The organism is Streptomyces termitum (genome assembly GCF_014650175.1).
Taxonomy (GTDB): Bacteria; Actinomycetota; Actinomycetes; order Streptomycetales; family Streptomycetaceae; genus Streptomyces; species Streptomyces termitum.
In genome coordinates this window covers 513,460-531,538 of record NZ_BMUL01000003.1, presented here as the reverse complement: position 1 = coordinate 531,538, position 18,079 = coordinate 513,460, and the positions used below count along the sequence as shown (strand labels likewise).

13 protein-coding genes are annotated in these 18,079 nt (G+C 72.8%); 8 read left to right on the top strand and 5 right to left on the bottom strand.

Annotation, left to right across the window (positions count from 1 at the left end):
- Positions 1-144 precede the first annotated feature (144 nt).
- The 8 genes from IE219_RS08500 (at position 145) to IE219_RS08465 (ending at position 9,078) form a co-directional block, all read left to right on the top strand.
- The gene (locus IE219_RS08500; protein WP_229849651.1) at positions 145-936 is read left to right on the top strand and encodes a TauD/TfdA family dioxygenase; all 792 of its coding nucleotides are present in this window, start codon (positions 145-147) and stop codon (positions 934-936) included.
- Between the two features lie 215 nt (positions 937-1,151).
- Positions 1,152-2,057, top strand: coding sequence for a polyprenyl synthetase family protein (locus IE219_RS08495; RefSeq protein ID WP_308434015.1), 906 nt, complete (start codon positions 1,152-1,154; stop codon positions 2,055-2,057).
- Positions 2,054-3,163 carry a Rieske 2Fe-2S domain-containing protein gene (locus tag IE219_RS08490; protein WP_189975939.1) on the top strand — a complete coding sequence of 370 codons (1,110 nt, stop codon included), beginning with the start codon at positions 2,054-2,056 and terminating at the stop codon, positions 3,161-3,163. The genes IE219_RS08495 and IE219_RS08490 overlap by 4 nt, the downstream gene beginning before the upstream one ends.
- Positions 3,160-4,161, top strand: coding sequence for a Rieske 2Fe-2S domain-containing protein (locus IE219_RS08485; protein ID WP_189975938.1), 1,002 nt, complete (start codon positions 3,160-3,162; stop codon positions 4,159-4,161). The genes IE219_RS08490 and IE219_RS08485 overlap by 4 nt, the downstream gene beginning before the upstream one ends.
- A 55-nt stretch (positions 4,162-4,216) precedes the next feature.
- Positions 4,217-5,269, top strand: a complete 1,053-nt coding sequence (locus IE219_RS08480; protein ID WP_189975937.1) for a Rieske 2Fe-2S domain-containing protein — start codon at positions 4,217-4,219, stop codon at positions 5,267-5,269.
- Positions 5,262-7,658, top strand: coding sequence for a PEP/pyruvate-binding domain-containing protein (locus IE219_RS08475; RefSeq protein WP_189975936.1), 2,397 nt, complete (start codon positions 5,262-5,264; stop codon positions 7,656-7,658). Before IE219_RS08480 ends, IE219_RS08475 begins: the two co-directional genes overlap by 8 nt.
- Positions 7,655-8,623, top strand: a complete 969-nt coding sequence (locus IE219_RS08470) for a lysylphosphatidylglycerol synthase transmembrane domain-containing protein (RefSeq protein ID WP_189975935.1) — start codon at positions 7,655-7,657, stop codon at positions 8,621-8,623. Before IE219_RS08475 ends, IE219_RS08470 begins: the two co-directional genes overlap by 4 nt.
- On the top strand, positions 8,620-9,078 hold the full coding sequence (locus tag IE219_RS08465) for a protein-tyrosine phosphatase family protein (RefSeq protein ID WP_189975934.1): 459 nt from the start codon (positions 8,620-8,622) through the stop codon (positions 9,076-9,078). The genes IE219_RS08470 and IE219_RS08465 overlap by 4 nt, the downstream gene beginning before the upstream one ends.
- Positions 9,079-9,221: 143 nt before the next feature.
- Here the strand turns inward: IE219_RS08465 and serA are convergent, their stop codons facing one another.
- From serA to IE219_RS08440, 5 genes are all read right to left on the bottom strand, one after another.
- Positions 9,222-10,811 carry a phosphoglycerate dehydrogenase gene (gene serA, locus IE219_RS08460; protein WP_189975933.1) on the bottom strand — a complete coding sequence of 530 codons (1,590 nt, stop codon included), beginning with the start codon at positions 10,809-10,811 and terminating at the stop codon, positions 9,222-9,224.
- Positions 10,812-11,047: 236 nt separating this feature from the next.
- Positions 11,048-12,049 carry a ketol-acid reductoisomerase gene (ilvC, locus tag IE219_RS08455; RefSeq protein ID WP_189975932.1) on the bottom strand — a complete coding sequence of 334 codons (1,002 nt, stop codon included), beginning with the start codon at positions 12,047-12,049 and terminating at the stop codon, positions 11,048-11,050.
- Positions 12,050-12,178: 129 nt separating this feature from the next.
- The gene (ilvN, locus tag IE219_RS08450) at positions 12,179-12,706 is read right to left on the bottom strand and encodes an acetolactate synthase small subunit (RefSeq protein ID WP_189975931.1); all 528 of its coding nucleotides are present in this window, start codon (positions 12,704-12,706) and stop codon (positions 12,179-12,181) included.
- A gap of 32 nt (positions 12,707-12,738) precedes the next feature.
- Positions 12,739-14,586, bottom strand: a complete 1,848-nt coding sequence (locus IE219_RS08445; RefSeq protein ID WP_189975930.1) for an acetolactate synthase large subunit — start codon at positions 14,584-14,586, stop codon at positions 12,739-12,741.
- Positions 14,587-14,843: 257 nt separating this feature from the next.
- The gene (locus tag IE219_RS08440; protein WP_189975990.1) at positions 14,844-17,696 is read right to left on the bottom strand and encodes a putative bifunctional diguanylate cyclase/phosphodiesterase; all 2,853 of its coding nucleotides are present in this window, start codon (positions 17,694-17,696) and stop codon (positions 14,844-14,846) included.
- Positions 17,697-18,079: the final 383 nt, after the last annotated feature.

Below are 18,079 nucleotides of genomic sequence, written 5' to 3'. Positions count from 1 at the left end.
GCCCTGGCCGCGCAGGGGTCTCCCGCGAGACCCGCCTTCTATGAAGGCCTGAAAGAACACATCGACCGAATACCGGAATCGGTTCGTTCGATACTGAATGAGTTCAAGAACTCCCCCTCCCTGTGCGCGCTGCGCCTCTCGGGAGTGCGCGTCGACCCCGACGCGTGCGGGCCCACGCCGCTCTCCTGGCAGGAACCCCTCGACTCCGGGCGCCAGGCGCTGGAGGAGGCGCAACTGGCGCTGCTGGCCGCCGCCCTGGGCGAGGTCTTCGCCTGGCCGACCATCCAGCGCGGCCGGATGGTGCAGAACCTCCTGCCGGTCGAGAGCGACCGGGAGGAGCAGAGCGGCCACGGCTCCGTCGCCCTGGAGTGGCACACCGAGGACGGCTTCCACCCGGACAGGTGCCGCTATCTGGCCCTCCTGGGCATCAGAAACCCCGACCGGGTGCCGACCACGCTGGGCACGGTCGCCGAGGTGCGGCTGACCGATCACCACCGGTCCGTGCTCCACCAGCGCCGCTTCCTCATCCGCCCCGACCTGGAGCACCTGCGCCAACTGGCCCGGATCGCCCCGGACAGCGACATGCTCCGGCGGGCGCGCGCGATGCACGAGGCCCCGGAGCCGGCCGCGCTCCTCTTCGGCGCTCCCGAGTCCCCCTGTCTGCGGATCGACGCGCCGTACACGACCGCGGTGGCCGGCGACGACGAGGCCGCCGAGGCGCTGGCCGCGATCGTCGGCGAGCTCACCCGCGTGCAGCGGGACGTGGTGGTCGGCCAGGGCGACGCGCTGCTCGTGGACAACTACCGCGCCGTGCACGGCCGCCGGGCGTTCCTGCCGCGGTTCGACGGCACGGACCGCTGGCTGAAGCGCGTGAGCGTGGCCGCCGGCCCGCTGCCCACGGCGCCCGGCGCCGGCGCGCGCGTCCTGGCGATCTGAGGAGAACCACCGCCACGCCGCGGTCTTTGCGATTCCCGCACGAAGGACCCGACGGGCCGAACGCGACACATCCGGGTGCCGGATGAAAGCGAAGGCCCCGAAGTCCGCCGTCCGTCTCTGTTTCATCGCCGCGAAGCGGCGCCATCACCGTCCTCAGATCATTCGATGGCCCGTCGGCGCATTCATGGGGAGAGTGAGCATTCGTGTCTTTCACGATGGGCAACACCCAGGAAGAAACCGATTTCCCAGTACCGATGGAAGAGTTTCGTCAAAAGGTCAACGAAAAGCTTCGCTCATCCGTCGACTCGGTGGAGCCGCCCCGGCTCCGCGAGGCCATGGCCTACTCGTTACTGGCCGATGGAAAACGCATAAGGCCGACACTCTGCCTGCTGGCCTACCAGATATTCGACACCGACATATCGGTCGCGCTTCCCACCGCCTGCGGTCTGGAAATGCTGCATACGGCTTCGCTCATCCACGACGACCTGCCGGCCATGGACGACGACGACTTCCGCCGCGGCAGCCCCTCCAACCACCGGGTGTTCGGCGAGGGCATGGCGCTCCTGGCGGGCGACGCCCTGCTCGCCTACGCGCTGGAGTTCATACTCCGGAACTCCGGCTCACTGCGTCCGGAAAGGCTGCTGAGCGTCATGGCCAAGCTGATCGAGGTGGTCGGACCGTCCGGTCTCTCCGGCGGACAGGCGATCGACATCCACTCCCAGGGCCGTGACGACGTCGACCCGCTGACCGTGGAGGAGATGCACCTCAAGAAGACCGGCGCGCTCATCGAGGCGTCGGTGGTCACCGGGGCGATCCTGGGAGGGGCGACGGACGCCGAGACGGAGCGCCTCGCCACGTACGCGAGGAACCTCGGACTCGCCTATCAGATCGTCGACGACATCCTCGACGAGACGTCGAGCTTCGAGGAGTTCGGCAAGGAGGTCGGCCAGGACCGGGCCGCGGGCAAGTGGACGTACCCCCGGCTGGTGGGGGTGGAGCAGGCCCGCGAACGGGTGCGCGGACTGATCGCGCAGGCGGTGACGGAGCTCGACGGCTTCGGTGAACGCGCCGCGATGCTCCGCTGGGCCGCGCACGTCGTCGACGGCCGGGCGGCGGCGTGACCGACCCGGAGGGCTCCCCGGCGGAGCCGCGCACCGCCCCCTCCCCCGCCGCTCCGCCGAATCCCGCCGGGGCGAACATCGCCGCGTCCTGGTACGTCGCGGTCAAGAGCTCCCGCCTGGGCGGAAAGCCGTACCGGATGCGGCTGTTCGGGCGGCAGGTCGTGCTGTGGCGGGACCGGAAGGGGGTGGCCCGGTGCATGAGCGCCCACTGCCCGCACCAGGGAGCCGACCTGGGCCTCGGGGACGTCGTCGGGGGCGAACTGCGCTGCCCCTTCCACCACTGGCGGTTCGGCGGGGACGGGGTCTGCTCCGCGATCCCCGGCCTCTCGCGCGTCCCGACGACGGCCCGGACCCGGTCCTACCCCACCCGCGAGGCGTACGGCTACGTCTGGGTCTGGTATGGCACCGCCGAGCCCCTCTTCGACCTGCCGGAGTTCCCGGCGCTGACCGACAGGCCCCGCCGCTACCTCGGCTTCCGCTACGACGACCCGACCACGGGGACGATCCGCCAGCTCCTGGAGAACGCGGTCGACCACCAGCATTTCAGCGCCCTGCACGGACTGGCGCTGGACGCGGTGGAGTTCCGCGTGCTGACCGGGCAGTCCGAGGCCGCGGACAACGGCCCGCCGCTGACCCGGGACGACGCCTGGTTCGGGGTCCGGTTCTCCGGCCGTCCGTGGCGGCCGCCGCTGCGCCGCTCGCCCCTGGGCTGGCTGACCGGCGTCGTCTCCACCTTCGCGATGGGCCGCCACATGCAGTTGCTGGTCGACGGATGGCCGGGCGGCCAGCGGTTCACGGCGTACGTGGACGGCACCGAGGTCTACAAGGTGATCATGGGCATCGTCCCCGAGGGCGACCGGGTCACGCGCCAGGTCGGCTGGGCGGGGGTGCGCCGCACCGGCCGCTGGTACCGCACCCTCTTCAACTACCTCCTGTTCTGGGTGCAGAACCGCGCCGGAACCTTCCAGGACGTCCCTATCTACGACTCCACCCGCACCGCCCAGCCCACCGTGTACGTGCGCTACGACAACGGGCTGCTCAGGTTCCGCCGCTACTACCAGTCATGGGTCGACCGCGCCGCGGAAGACGGGAGGGCCGGCCGATGAGTCCCGCACCGGTACGGGGGCAGCCGCCCCGCACTCTCGAACCGCCCCGCGGGCTGGCGCGCGGCTGGTACGTGGCCGGGCGTTCCCGCCGGGTCGGGCGGCGTCCCGAGGCCGCCGTGGTGGCCGGGCGGGAGGTGGTGCTCTGGCGCGCGGGAGACGGCACGGCCGTGGTGATGGACCGCTTCTGTCCCCATCAGGGGGCCGCCCTGGAGCTCGGCCGGGTGGTGGACGGCGAGCTGCGGTGCGCGTTCCACCACTGGCGGTTCGACGGCAGGGGGAGCTGCGTGGCCGCCCCCGCCACCCGCCGGGTGCCGCAGGGGGCCTCGGCCCGGGTCCACCCCTCCTGGGAGGGACTCGGCTACGTCTGGACGTGGGTGGGGTCGGCGGAACCCGAGTACCCGCCCCCGCACTTCCCCCACCTGGACGAAGGCGCACCGGCCCACCGGCGCTACCGGTTCGCCTTCGACACCCCGGCGCCGGCGCGCCGGGTGCTGGAGAACGGATTCGACGTCCCCCACTTCCCGGTGGTGCACGGGCTCTCCGACGGTCTGCGGCTCACCTGGGACGCCGGACGGGAACCGCACACCCTCGCGGCGCGCATCACGACGGACTCGATCACCCTGCCGGCTCCGCTGAACCGGCGGCCGGGCGGTCTGGGCCGGCTCTGTCTGCACCTGCGGTCGACCCCCTCCTACCAGGTGCTGACCTTCGAGCTGAACGACCGCCCGGTGGCCCATGAACTGCTCGCCGTGACGCCGGTGTCGCAGGGGCGGACCACCATGCACGGCTGGACCGTCGTGCCGCGGACCGGCGGTCCGCTCGGCTCCTCCCCGGTCTTCTGGGGATACCGGCTCCAGCACTGGTGGGGGACCCGGGCGGACCTGCGGATCTACCGGGACGCCGAGGAGACGGACGGTTCGGTCAACACCGCCGACGACGAGGGAGTACTGCGCTTCCGCCAGTTCCACCGCCGGTGGACGGGACGGGGCGACACATGAACGGCCCCCGTGGAACGGCGCACCGGCTCCGGCGGAGCGGGCGGAAGGAGGCGCGATGAGACGCAGGACATCCGATCGGCTCGCGGCGGTGGCGAGGCCGGTCACCCACCTCGCCGCGGGCTGGTACGTCGCCCTGCCCTCCGAGGAGCTGGGCCGGCGACCCCGGCGGATCACCCTCTTCGGCGGGTCCTACGTGGGCTGGCGCGGCGCCGACGGCCGCGCCCACGTGCACGGCGCGGTCTGCCCGCACGCGGGGGCCGCCCTGCACGGCGGCAAGGTGGTCGACGGCACGCTCGAATGCCCCTTCCACCGCTGGCGGTTCGACGAGTCCGGGGCCTGCGTCTTTGTACCCGGACGGCGGCCTCCGACACGGGCCGCCGTCACCGCGCTGCCCACCCGCGAATGCTCGGGGTACGTGTGGGCGTGGTACGGCGGCGGGACGCCCCGCCACGAACCGCCGGACCTCCCGGACCTCACCTCGCGCCGGATTCCCGGCGTCCGGAGGTTCCGGCTGGCCGACCCGACCCGGGCCACCACCCGGAGGATCCTGGAGAACACCTACGATCCCGACCACCTGGTGGCCCTGCACGGGCTGACGGTGGCCGGGGAGGCCCGGGTCGTGTTCCGGGAACCGGACGGGGGAACGGCCGGCGACGGGGCGGGGGACGGCACACCGGAACCCCGCTGCGACGCGACCCTGACCTGGCCCGCGTACCGGGGCGTGCTCGGCACCGTGTCGAACGCGTTCGGGCTCAACGCGCGCGAGTTCACCCTGCGGACGCGCGGCTGGGCGAGCTGCCAGGAGATCGAGTACTCCGCGGACGGCCGGCGCCTGTACCGCATGGTCCTGGCCGTCACCCCGATCGGGGAGCACCACAGCGTCCAGCACATCAACGCCGTCGTCGATCCCGACGGGGCGGGAGCCGTGGGGTGGCTGCGCGCGCTCGTCCACCGGGCGGAGGTGCGGGTGGCCGCCCGCCAGGACCTGCCGGTCTTCGACACCTTGCTGCCGGGCGACCGGCACGGCATCTACGTGCCCGGTGACGAGGCCGTACGGCGATTCCGACGTTTCTATCAGCAGTGGGTGGAGGCCGCAGAGCATGGCTGAGGATGTCGTGAGCCTGGCCGAGGCCGCGGAACTGCCCGTCGAACGGGTCGGGGGCAAGGCCAGGGGACTGGGCCGACTGGTGGCGGCGGGATTTCCCGTACCGCCGGGGTTCTGCCTTCCGGTGGACGCCTTCACCGCGACGGCGGGCCTGGCGGAAGACGGGGAAGACGGGAAGACCGGGAAAGGCGGGGAGGACGCCGGCGGGTCGGGGCTGCGCCGTGACGCGGTCGCCCGGGTGAAGGCGTACTGGGAAGCCCTGCCCTCCCCGCACGGCGTCGCCGTGCGGTCGTCGGCCACCGACGAGGACGGTGCGGCGGGCAGCGCCGCCGGCCAGTACGAGAGCGTGCTCGGCGTCCGCACCTTCGACGAGCTGCTGGCCGCCGTCGGCCGCTGCCAGCGGTCCCGGCACTCCGCCGCCTCCGCGGTCTACCGGAACCGGATCGGCCTCACCGGGCAGGCGCCCGCGATGGCCGTCGTGGTCCAGGCGATGGTGGCCCCCACCTGGGCCGGGGTGCTGTTCACCGCGGAGGCGCCCGTCGCGGACGACGACCACCTGGTGCTCGTGGAGGCGGTCGAGGGGCTCGGCGATCAGCTCGTGGACGGGACCGTGGAGCCGGACCGGGCGGCGTTCTCCCGGAGGGAACCGCACGCACCCGTGTTCAGCACCGTGTTCGGGGAGCGGATGGGCGGGACGGACGACGACGAGGGGCCCCTCCGTTCCCTGGTGCGCACGGCGCTGGCCGTGGAGCGGGCGCTGGGCGGCCCGCAGGACATCGAATGGGCGCTGGACGCCACCGGGCTGCACCTGCTGCAGGCCCGCCCGATCACCGCGGCCGTCCCGCCGCCGACGCGGTTCGGCGACTGGGCGAGCGAGGTCCCCGGGGCCCGATGGGCCCGGATGAGCATCTGCGACTCGTGGCTGTCCGATCCGCTCTCCCCCCTCTTCGCCACCACGCTCTTCCCCGCGCTCATCGACCGGTGGGCGACGAACTGGGGAGGTCCGCGCGGGCTGCGCGCGCGCAGCCCGCTCATACCCGAGCCCATGCACGGGACCGTGAACGGATTCGCCTATCTGCGCTTCGACTTCCCCCTCTCCCGGTATCCGCTGCGCACCCTGCGCCTCACCGCACGGTGGCTGGCCTTCCACCTCTCGCCGGTGGAGCGGCTCTGGCGGAACGACGTGCTGCCGGCGCTCCGGGCGGGCCTGGAGCACGCGCGGGACGCACCGCTCGACGAGCTCACGTCCGCCGAGGTGCTCCGCCGGGTCCGGGCGGTCGAGGACCTGAGTGCCCGCTACTGGGCGGTGATCGGCGGCCTCGCCTGGCACTGGAACACCACCGAGTGGCTGCTGGGGGCGGTCCTGGCGCGCGGCGGCCGGCGCACGGCCGGACTCACGCCCGGCTCCCTCCTGGTGGGCGAGGACCGGCTCGCCCACCAGGCCGACCGTGCTCTGGAGCGGATCGCCTCGGCCCCCGAGGAGGACGAGGAGCGGCTGCTGCGGGAGTACCTGCACCGCTTCGGCCACCTGGTGTACAGCCTCGATCCGGCCGAACCCACCGCGGCCGACGATCCCTCGATGCTCCGCTCGGTGATCGCCGGCCGCCGCGCCGACGGCGCGCCCGGCTCCCCGGCACCGGGCCCCGGCGGCGCCCCGGCGCCCCGGCTCGGGGGCGGCCCCCTGGGCCCGCTGCGGCGCGGGGTGCACCGGTGGGCGAACCACTGGAGCGGCGTACGGGACGAGGCCCTGCACCACTTCACGCTCGGCTGGCCGTTCATGCGGGCCGGTTACCTCGAACTCGGCCGCCGGCTGGTCCTCGCCGGCCTGCTCGACGCCGACGAGGACGTGTTCTATCTGACCGGGAGGGAGCTGAGCGACTGGGTGAGCGCCGGCGCGGGCGACGCGCGGTGGCGGGAGCTGGTGCGCGAGCGCCGGCTGCGGCGCCGGTGGCAGCGGCGGCTCGATCCGCCCGACGTGGTCCCCGCCGACGCGCGGATCACGCTCTTCGGATCCGACATCACCTCGCTGGCGCTGTTCGGAACCGAGCGGGGGAACGGCGAGGGCGACGGGCTGAGCGGGTCGGCGGTGAGCCCGGGGAGCTACACGGGCCGCGCCCGGGTGATCCACGAGGTCGCGGACGCGGACGCGCTGGAGCCGGGCGAGGTCCTCGTCGTCCGCCAGGTGACCCCGGCGTGGGCGCCGCTGCTGACCCGGGCCGGGGCCGTGGTGGCCGACGTCGGGGGTGCGCTGTCCCACGGCTCGGTGGTGGCGCGCGAGTACGGCATCCCGGCGGTGATGGGCGTGCGGACCGGGACCTCGCGGATCGGGACCGGGGACACGGTGACCGTGGACGGCGACACGGGCACCGTGCGGTCGCGGAGCCGGCCGTGACCTCGACCGGGTCCCCGCCGAAGGACCACCGCACGCGGGACCGGGTGATCCGTGCGCTGTTGTTCGTGGCGGTCGGCGTCAGCCTGACGGTCACCCTGTGGGGCATGGACCTGAGCCGTCTGGGGGCGGCGCTGAAGGCCGCCGACTGGCGCTGGCTGCTCCTGGCGGCGCTGGCCAACACGGCCTCCCAGACGACCCGTGCCATGGGCTGGAACGCGATGCTCACCGCGCCCCGGATCCGGTTCCCCCTCCTGGTGCGGATCGAGTTCGCCGCCCAGGCGGCGGCTGCTGTCAGCCCGGAGGGAATGGGCGAGTTCGTCCGGATCGGCTATCTGCTGCGCGAAGGCGTCACCCGGACGGTGACCGTCACGCTCATGCTGGTCCGCAAGTACTTCTCCAGTCTGGGCCTGGTGCCCTTCCTGGTGTTCGTCTGGCGGCCGGGGAGCGGCGTGCCGGGCTGGGCGGTGACCGTCGCCTGGCTGTACGCGGCCGTGCTGGCGGTGGAGACAGTCCTGGTCGTGCGGGTCTCGCGCGCCCCTGCCGCGCCCGCCCGGGAGGGCCGGCTGCGCAAGGTCGTGTTCGACGCGCGCACGGCGCTCGGGCCGGTGCGGCGTCCGCGCGTCTTCGCGGAGGTGGGGGCTGCCGCTGTCGCCACCCGGGCGCTGGACTTCATCGCGGCGGCGGCCGTCGCCAGGTCCCTGGGCCTCCCCCTGTCGGTGGCGGTCCTGGTGGTGGTCCTGCTGTCCGTCGAGGTCTCCAACGTCCTGCCGACCCTGCCGGGCCAGTTGGGCACCTTCGAGGCGGCCGTGCTGGGCGCCACGGCGGGCACCCTCGGGCAGGCCGAAGGTCTAGCATTTGCCTTGGTCCTCCATGCTCAGCAGGTCCTCCCCCAGATCCCCCTGGGAATGATCGCCATGGCGGATACCTCGATCTTGCGAAACCGATCGAAACGGAACTCATCATGATCGAAATGTGGAACGCCGACACGCCCAAGACGGTGACGCTGCCCTCGGGCCGGACGTTTCGGGGACGCGGCCTCAGAAACGGCCTTCCTGAGGGGCAGACTCCCACGTTATCCGTGTACCTGACGGACCACGAGCCGCCCGCGTCGCCGTGGGAGTCCCTGTGGGTCCCCTGGCGCGACTTCTGGCTCCCCGCCGACCCGGTGGAGGCGATGCGCACGCTCCGCATCGCCTACGACCGGGCCGCGGACGAGCGCGTGGAGATCTGCTGCGGGGGCGGCATCGGCCGGACCGGCACGGGGCTCTCGGCGCTCTGCGTCTTCGAGGGCATGGATCCCAGGGAAGCGGTCACCTGGGTGCGGCGGAACTACCACCCCCGCGCGGTGGAGGTGCCGTGGCAGCGGCGCTTCGTCCGCCAGGTCCACGCCGCCGGCGCGCCCGGTCCCGAGCGGCCTTAGGCCCTGTCCGGCGGATCTCCGCGGGACAGGGCCTAGCCGCCGGCACGCACGGACGGGAACGGGCAAAACGCCCGGCCGGAAGGATCCGGCCGGGCGTTCTTCCTGAGCGGGCTCCCGCCCGTGGCCCCGTACCGCCGGGCGGGTCAGACCAGGTTGACCGAGCGGGCCGAGGCGGCGCCGATCTCCGCGGAGATCTCCGCCAGGACGGCCGCCGGGACGGTGTCGTCGACGGTGAGGACGACGAGGGCCTCGCCGCCCTCCTCGGTGCGGGAGACCTGCATGCCCGCGATGTTCAGACCGGCCTCGCCGAGCAGCTTGCCGACGGTGCCCACGACGCCGGGACGGTCCTCGTAGCGCAGCACGACCATGTGGTCGGCGAGCGCGAGGTCCACGTCGTAGTCGCCGACGGCGACGATCTTCTGGAGGTGCTTGGGACCGGCCAGGGTGCCGGAGACCGACACCTCCTCGCCGCCCGCGAGGGTGCCGCGCACGGTGACCACGTTGCGGTGGTCGGGCGACTCGGAGCTGGTGGTGAGGCGGACCTCGACACCGCGCTCCTGCGCGAACAGCGGGGCGTTCACGTACGACACGGTCTCGTCGACCACGTCCTCGAAGACGCCCTTGAGCGCGGAGAGTTCGAGCACCTTGACGTCGTGCTGGGTGATCTCGCCGTACACCTCGACGTCGAGGCGGGCCGCGACCTCGCCCGCGAGGGCGGTGAAGATCCGGCCGAGCTTCTCGGCGAGCGGCAGACCCGGCTTCACGTCCTCGGCGATGACGCCGCCCTGGACGTTGACCGCGTCCGGCACCAGCTCGCCGGCGAGCGCGAGGCGCACCGACCTGGCGACGGCGATGCCGGCCTTCTCCTGGGCCTCGTCGGTGGAGGCGCCGAGGTGCGGGGTGCAGACGACCTGGTCCAGCTCGAACAGCGGGGAGTCCGTGCAGGGCTCCTTCGCGTACACGTCGAGGCCGGCGCCGGCGACCCGGCCCTCCTTGATGGCGGAGAACAGCGCGGCCTCGTCGACGATCCCGCCGCGGGCGGCGTTGACGATGCGGACGCTCGGCTTGACCTTGCGCAGCGCCTCGTCGCCGATGAGGCCGAGGGTCTCCGGGGTCTTCGGCAGGTGGACGGTGATGAAGTCGGCGACCTCCAGGAGCTCGTCCAGGGCCAGCAGCTTCACCCCCATCTGGGCGGCGCGGGCCGGCTGCACGTAGGGGTCGTACGCGACGATCTTCATGCCGAAGGCGGACATGCGCTGGGCGACGAGGACGCCGATGCGCCCGAGGCCGACGACGCCGAGGGTCTTCTCGCTCAGCTCGACGCCGGTGTACTTCGAGCGCTTCCACTCGCCGTTCTTCAGCGCGGTGTTGGCCTGCGGGATGTTGCGCGCGGTGGCGACCAGCAGACCGCACGCGAGCTCGGCGGCCGTGACGATGTTGGAGGTCGGGGCGTTCACGACCATCACGCCGGCCTTGGTGGCGGCGGAGACGTCCACGTTGTCCAGGCCGACACCGGCGCGGGCGACGACCCGCAGCTTCTTCGCGGCGGCGATGGCCTCCGCGTCGACCTTGGTGGCGGACCGGATGAGGATGGCGTCGACGTCGGCGATCGCGGGGAGCAGTTCGGCGCGGTCGGCGCCGTTGCAGTGCCGGATCTCGAAGTCCGGGCCCAGGGCGTCGACGGTGGCGGGCGACAGCTCTTCAGCGATGAGTACGACAGGTTTCGAGCTCACGTGAGTCCTCACAGTGGCAGTGCGGACGGCCGTCCCGACGGCCGCAGGCGGTGGAGGGGGCTTGCCGCGTGGAAGCGCACGACGCTGTGGGCCAGACGCGATGTTGTTGAGCAGTGTAGTGCCGCGTCGGCGCGTGCCGTACGCCTCGGTGGAAGGATCACCCGTCCGTGGTTGGACGGGGTGTCCAAGGAGGGGACGCGGGGCCGGACGGTGCGTCCGGCCCCGCGCCGGAAGGCTTACGCCTCCTCGTCGTTGACCCAGCTCATGAGCTTGCGCAGCTCCTTGCCGGTGGTCTCCAGGAGGTGCTTCTCGTCCTGGGACTTGTACTCGTTGTACTTCTTCAGACCGCCGTGGTACTCGTCCATCCAGTTCTTGGCGAAGGTGCCGTCCTGGATCTCCGTGAGGACCTTCTTCATCTCCGCCTTGGTGTCGGCGGTGATGACGCGCGGGCCGGTGATGTAGTCGCCCCACTCGGCGGTCTCGGAGACGGACCAGCGCATCTTCTCCAGGCCGCCCTCGTACATGAGGTCGACGATGAGCTTCAGCTCGTGGAGGCACTCGAAGTACGCGATCTCCGGCTGGTAACCGGCCTCGACCAGGGTCTCGAAGCCGGCCTTGACCAGGGCGGAGGCGCCACCGCAGAGGACGGCCTGCTCGCCGAAGAGGTCGGTCTCGGTCTCCTCGGTGAAGGTCGTCTTGATGACGCCGGCGCGGGTGCCGCCGATCGCCTTGGCGTAGGACAGGGCGAGCGCGAAGGCGTTGCCCGTGGCGTCCTGCTCGACCGCGGCGATCGCGGGGACGCCGCGGCCCTCCTCGTACTGGCGGCGGACCAGGTGGCCCGGGCCCTTCGGGGCGACCAGGGCGACGTCGACGCCGGCCGGCGGCTGGATGAAGCCGAAGCGGACGTTGAAGCCGTGGGCGAAGAACAGCGCGTCGCCGTCCTTCAGGTGCGGGGCGATGGACTCCTCGTAGACCTTGGCCTGGATCGGGTCCGGGATCAGGATCATGATGAGGTCGGCCTCGGCGGCGGCCTCGGCGGGGGTGACCACGCGCAGGCCCTGCTCCTCGGCCTTGGCCTTGGACTTGGAACCCTCGTGCAGACCGACGCGGACGTCGACACCCGAGTCGCGCAGCGACAGCGCGTGGGCGTGGCCCTGGCTGCCGTAACCGATCACCGCGACCTTGCGGCCCTGGATGATCGAGAGGTCGGCGTCGTCGTCGTAGAACAGCTCGGCCACTGGGTATCTCCTTGAGGTGCTGGTGTTGCGTCCCACCGTACGGCGGGGTGCGGGAGGAAGGACGGGGGGTCTCGCCAGGCGGACCGCCGGATGGAACCAGCGGTCACCGCCCGGCGCGGCCCGGGGGCGTCACGCGCTGCGGTCGAGTGCCCGCAGGGACCGGTCCGTGATGGACCGGGCGCCACGCCCTATGGCGATGGTGCCCGACTGGACGAGCTCCTTGATGCCGAACTGCTCCAGCATCTTGAGCATGGCGTCCAGCTTGTCGCCCGAACCGGTGGCCTCGATCGTGACCGCCTCGGGCGAGACGTCGACGGTCTTGGCGCGGAAGAGCTTGACGATCTCGACGATCTGGGAGCGGGTCTCGTTGTCGGCGCGGACCTTCACCAGGACGAGCTCGCGCTGGATCGCGGCGCCGGGCTCGAGTTCGACGATCTTCAGGACGTTGACCAGCTTGTTGAGCTGCTTGGTGACCTGCTCCAGGGGCAGGTCCTCGACGCCGACCACGATGGTGATGCGGCTGATGTCGGGGTGCTCGGTGACGCCGACGGCGAGGGAGTCGATGTTGAAGCCGCGGCGGGAGAACAGGGCGGCGATCCGGGCGAGGATGCCGGGCGTGTTCTCGACGAGGACGGAGAGCGTGTGCTTGGTGGACATGTCTGGTCTCTTCCCTTGGTCTCGCTGCGCGCTCAGTCGTCTTCGCCGTCGCCGAAGTCGGGGCGGACGCCCCGCGCGGCCATGACCTCGTCGTTGGAGGTGCCGGCGGCGACCATCGGCCACACCTGGGCGTCCTCGTGGACGATGAAGTCGACGACGACCGGCCGGTCGTTGATGGCGTTGGCCTCGGCGATGACCTTGTCCAGGTCGGCGGGGTCCTCGCAGCGCAGGGCGACGCAGCCCATGGCCTCGGAGAGCTTCACGAAGTCCGGGACGCGGGTGCCCCTGGCCTGCGGGTTGACGTCGTCCGGGCCGGAGTGCAGGACGGTGTTGGAGTAGCGCTGGTTGTAGAACAGCGCCTGCCACTGGCGGACCATGCCGAGGGCGCCGTTGTTGATGATGGCGACCTTGATCGGGATGTTGTTCAGGGCGCAGGTGACCAGTTCCTGGTTGGTCATCTGGAAGCAGCCGTCGCCGTCGATCGCCCAGACCGGGCGGTCCGGCATGCCGGCCTTGGCGCCCATGGCGGCCGGGACGGCGTAGCCCATGGTGCCGGCGCCGCCGGAGTTCAGCCAGGTGGCGGGCTTCTCGTAGTCGATGAAGTGGGCGGCCCACATCTGGTGCTGGCCGACGCCCGCGGTGAAGATCGTGCCCTCGGGGGCGAGCTGCCCGATGCGCTGGATGACCTGCTGCGGCGAGAGGCTGCCGTCCTCCGGCAGGTCGTAGCCGAGCGGGTAGGTCTCGCGCCAGCGGTTCAGGTCGGACCACCAGGCGCTGTAGTCGCCCCGGTGGCCCTCGGTGTGCTCGGCCTGGACGGCCTGGACCAGGTCGGCGATGACCTCGCGGGCGTCGCCGACGATCGGGACGTCGGCGGCGCGGTTCTTGCCGATCTCGGCCGGGTCGATGTCCGCGTGGACGATCTTGGCGTACGGGGCGAAGCTGTCCAGCTTGCCGGTGACGCGGTCGTCGAAGCGGGCGCCGAGGGCGACGATCAGGTCGGCCTTCTGGAGCGCGGTGACGGCCGTGACGGCGCCGTGCATGCCGGGCATGCCGACGTGCTGCGGGTGGCTGTCGGGGAAGGCGCCCAGGGCCATCAGGGTGGTCGTGACGGGGGCGCCGGTCAGCTCGGCGAGGACCTTCAGCTCAGCGGTGGCGCCGGCCTTGATGACGCCGCCGCCGACGTACAGCACCGGGCGCCTGGCGGCGGTGATGAGCTTGGCGGCCTCGCGGATCTGCTTGGCGTGCGGCTTGGTCACCGGGCGGTAGCCGGGCAGGTCGGCCTGCGGCGGCCAGGAGAAGGTGGTCTTCGCCTGGAGGGCGTCCTTGGCGATGTCGACCAGGACCGGGCCGGGGCGGCCGGTGGAGGCGATGTGGAAGGCCTCGGCGATGGTCCGCGCGATGTCCTCGGCCCTGGTGACCAGGAAGTTGTGCTTGGTGATCGGCATGGTGATGCCGACGATGTCCGCCTCCTGGAAGGCGTCGGTGCCGATCGCCTTGGAGGCGACCTGGCCGGTGATCGCGACCAGCGGGACGGAGTCCATGTGGGCGTCGGCGATCGGGGTGACGAGGTTGGTCGCGCCGGGACCCGAGGTCGCCATGCAGACGCCGACCTTGCCGGTGGCCTGCGCGTACCCGGTGGCGGCGTGGCCGGCCCCCTGCTCGTGGCGGACCAGGATGTGGCGGACCTTCTCGCTGTCCATCATCGGGTCGTACGCGGGGAGGATGCAGCCGCCCGGAATGCCGAAGACGGTGTCCGCGCCCACCTCTTCGAGAGAGCGGATGAGGGACTGCGCGCCCGTGACGTGCTCGACGGTGGGGGCGGGCGTCGCGCCGCTGCGGGGCCGCGGCTGCGGATGGTGCCCGGTGGCCTGCTCGGTCATCAGCATCTCTTCTCGAAGCAGAGGGTTTTTGCGAGGTGTTTAAGGGGGTTTTGCGTCGATTTTCGAGAGAACCCGTGCAACAAAAAACCCCTCGTGCCGTGAGGCAAGCGAGGGGAGCGCGTCGGGTGGTTCTCAGCCGGCCTTCATTGGCCCGGCTTCAGCCGACGCGCTGTCCAAGTACGAGAATTCGGGTGCGCATGGCACTGACCCTCTCCTCCCGCCCTCCGCACTGTCAAGTGGGTGGGACGGCCGTCTCATCATGTGAGCGGATCGGGTGACGGTCCCCTGGTCCTTCCGGCCCCTCCGGCGGCGGGCACGGAGACCGTCCCGGGCAGCGGGTACGCGTCCCGGACGAGGGCCCGGCGGAGCCGGTACTCGTCGAGCGGGCCGGTGAAGGCGAGGCCCTGGGCGTGCCCGCAGCCCAGGGCGCGCAGGGCGAGCGCCTGTTCGGGGACGTCGACGCCCTCGGCGACGGTCCGGAGGCCCAGTTCGCCCGCGATGCGGAGCACCCCGCCGGTGATCTTGCGGAGGCGGGCGGACTCGACCACGCCCTCGACGAGGCCCCGGTCCAGTTTCAGCATGTCGACGGGGAGCCGCCGCAGGGCGTGCACCGCCACGTGTCCGCTGCCGAAGCCGTCGAGGGCGATCCGGACGCCGAGGCGGCGGAGCGCCACCAGGCGCTGCTCCAGCTCGTCGAGCGGGATGCGGTGGTCGCTGTCGGCCAGTTCGAGGACGAGCGAGCCGGACGGCAGCCGGTGCCGGGCGAGGAGGGCCTCGACGGAGCCGGGGGGCAGCGAGCGGTCGATCAGGAGGCGGGCCGGGAGCCGGACGGAGACCGGTGCGCGGTGGCCGGTGCCGGCCCGCTCGGCGGCCTGCTCGACGGCTTCCTCCAGGAGCCAGCGGTGCAGGTCGGCGGTGCGCTCGCCGTCGTCGGCGGCCCGCAGGTACTCGGCGGGGGTGAAGAGGATGCCCTGGGCGGAGCGCCAGCGGGCCTGCGCGCTGACGGCGGAGATCCGGCCGGTGGCGAGGTCCACGACGGGCTGGTGCAGGAGGGCGAACTCGCCGTCGTGGAGGGCGCTGCGGAGCCGGGCGGCGAGTTCGGTGCGGCGGGCAATCTCGGCCTGCATCTGGGGGGCGTACAGCTCGACCCGGTTCTTGCCGCCGGCCTTGGCCCGGTACATGGCGAGGTCGGCGTTGCGCAGCAGTTCCCCGGCGCCGGTGCCGGGGTCGGCGAAGGCGACGCCGATGGAGGCGGCGACCCGCACCTCGGTGCCGCCGTCGACGCGGTAGGGGCGGGAGAGGGTGAGCCGGAGCCGGTCGGCGATCTCCCGCACCTGGGTCTCGCGGGCGGCCCGGTCGCGCAGGCCGTCGCCGAGGATGAGGGCGGCGAACTCGTCGCCGCCGAGCCGGGCCGCGGTGTCCCCGGTCCGTACGGCCTCCTGGAGGCGGCGGGCGGCCTGCACGAGGAGGTCGTCGCCGGCCTGGTGGCCCAGCCGGTCGTTGACGGCCTTGAAGCCGTCGAGGTCGATGAAGAGGACGGCGGTGCCGGCGTCGGAGGAGCGGCGGCCGCCGAGGGCCTGGCCGACGCGGCGGGTGAACAGCGCGCGGTTGGGCAGTTCGGTGAGCGGGTCGTGCTCGGCGTTGTGCTGGAGCTGGGCCTGGAGGCGGACCCGTTCGGTCACGTCGCGGCTGTTGAGGATGAGGCCGCCGTGGTGCCGGTTGACGGTGGACTCGACGTTGAGCCAGTCGCCGCCGCCCGAGCGGAAGCGGCACTCGAAGCGGGTGGTGGGCTCCTCGGCGGGCGAGGCGGCGAGGAAGCGGCGGACCTCGTGGACGACGGCGCCGAGGTCCTCGGGGTGGATGAGCGCGGCCAGTTCGGTGCCGGTCAGCTCCTCGGCGTCCCGCCCGTACACCCCGCTGGCGGCGGGGCTCACGTACCGCAGCACGCCGTTCGGCGCGGCGATCATGATGACGTCGCTGGAGCTCTGCACGAGGGACCGGAAGTGGCTCTCCTTCTGGGCCAGTTCGTGGGTGAGGGCGATGTTGTCGATGAGCATGATGCCCTGGCGCACGACGAGGGCGAGGACGACGGCGCAGCAGGTGAGGACGACGACGCGGTCGACCCGGCGGCCCTCGACCACGTTGTACAGGATGCCGAGGGTGCAGACGGCGGCGGCGAGGTACGGGGTGAGGGCGGCGAGCGAGCCGGCGACGGGCCGGCTGTGCGGGGGGTGGGCCCGCGCCGGGGCGGTCTCCGGGAGCCGGCGGACGCCCCAGGGGGCGTAGGCGAGCAGCAGGGAGCCGGCGAACCAGCCGGCGTCGAGCAGCTGGCCGGAGACGTAGTTGGCGCGCAGCAGCGGCGAGGTGAACAGGGCGTCGCACAGCACGGTCAGGGCGAGCGCGGCGATGGCGGTGTTGACGGCCGAGCGGTTGGCCGGGGAGCGCCGGAAGTGCAGCGCGAGCACCATGCTGACGAGCACGATGTCGAGCAGCGGGTACGCCAGCGACAGCGCGGCCTGGGCCACGGACTCGCCCTGGAAGTGGGCGGTGTGGGCGAGGGCGAGGCTCCAGGAGAGCGTGAGCAGCGAGCCGGCGATCAGCCAGGCGTCGAGCCCGAGGCAGACCCAGCCGGCCCGGGTGACGGGCTTCTTGGCGAGGACGAGCAGGCCGACGATGGCGGGCGGGGCGAAGAGTAAGAAGAACAGGTCGGCGGCGGAGGACTCGGGGACCTTGCGGTCGAGCACGACCTCGTACCAGCCCCAGACGCCGTTCCCGGCGGCGGCCATCAGCGAGGAGAAGGCGAAGAGGAGCCAGGCGGGGCGGGTGCCGCGCTCGGTCCTGGCGTAGAGGAAGCAGGAGACGGCGGCGGCGAGCGCGGCGGCGCTCAGTCCGAAGTCGCCCATGAAGAAGGCGAGCCTCGGGGAGCCCCAGCCAAGGGAGGCGCCGGTGGTGTAGCCGGCGCAGACGAGGCCGAGGGCGACCTGCGCGACGAGCGAGGAGGCCCAGCCGCCGCCGGGCCGTTCCGGGGCGGGCGCGGGCCGCTCGGGGCCGGGCGGGCCGGGCTGCCGGGGCGCGCGGGACAGGACGGCGGTCGCGCCGGTCGCGCTCATGCCGGGGCCCCGCCCCTCGCCGTGCCCGAAGCCGCCCGCCTCCCCGTCCGGGCCGCCGAAGGCGTGCGCCAGGGAGGAGCGGGGCGGGGCGGGCAGGGGGGCGTCCCGGCCCTCGACGGAGGTCGGCGTTCCGTCGAGGGCGCGGGGGCCGGGGGCCGGGGGCTCGGGGGCCGGGTCGGGCGGCTGTGGTGGCGGGGCGCAGGTGGGGCAGGGGGCCTGGGCGCGGGGCGGCCCCTCGGCACCGGCGTGCGGCGCCCCGTCCAGGCATTCCGCGCGGTGCGGTGCGGCCTGGTCCGGCACCGAACGCGCGAGTCCGGCAGCGAGGCGCGGGCGTGCCGGCCGCTGGTCCGTCGGTCGTGCTCCACCCGTCACCCCCCTCGGAA

Coding starts and splice junctions, on each gene's coding strand:
- IE219_RS08495 (WP_308434015.1), top strand. CDS start 1,152: ATGGGCAACACCCAGGAAGAAACCGATTTCCCAGTACCGATGGAAGAG.
- IE219_RS08485 (WP_189975938.1), top strand. CDS start 3,160: ATGAGTCCCGCACCGGTACGGGGGCAGCCGCCCCGCACTCTCGAACCG.
- IE219_RS08480 (WP_189975937.1), top strand. CDS start 4,217: ATGAGACGCAGGACATCCGATCGGCTCGCGGCGGTGGCGAGGCCGGTC.
- IE219_RS08475 (WP_189975936.1), top strand. CDS start 5,262: ATGGCTGAGGATGTCGTGAGCCTGGCCGAGGCCGCGGAACTGCCCGTC.
- IE219_RS08465 (WP_189975934.1), top strand. CDS start 8,620: ATGATCGAAATGTGGAACGCCGACACGCCCAAGACGGTGACGCTGCCC.
- ilvN (WP_189975931.1), bottom strand. CDS start 12,706: ATGTCCACCAAGCACACGCTCTCCGTCCTCGTCGAGAACACGCCCGGC.
- IE219_RS08445 (WP_189975930.1), bottom strand. CDS start 14,586: ATGACCGAGCAGGCCACCGGGCACCATCCGCAGCCGCGGCCCCGCAGC.
- IE219_RS08440 (WP_189975990.1), bottom strand. CDS start 17,696: ATGAGCGCGACCGGCGCGACCGCCGTCCTGTCCCGCGCGCCCCGGCAG.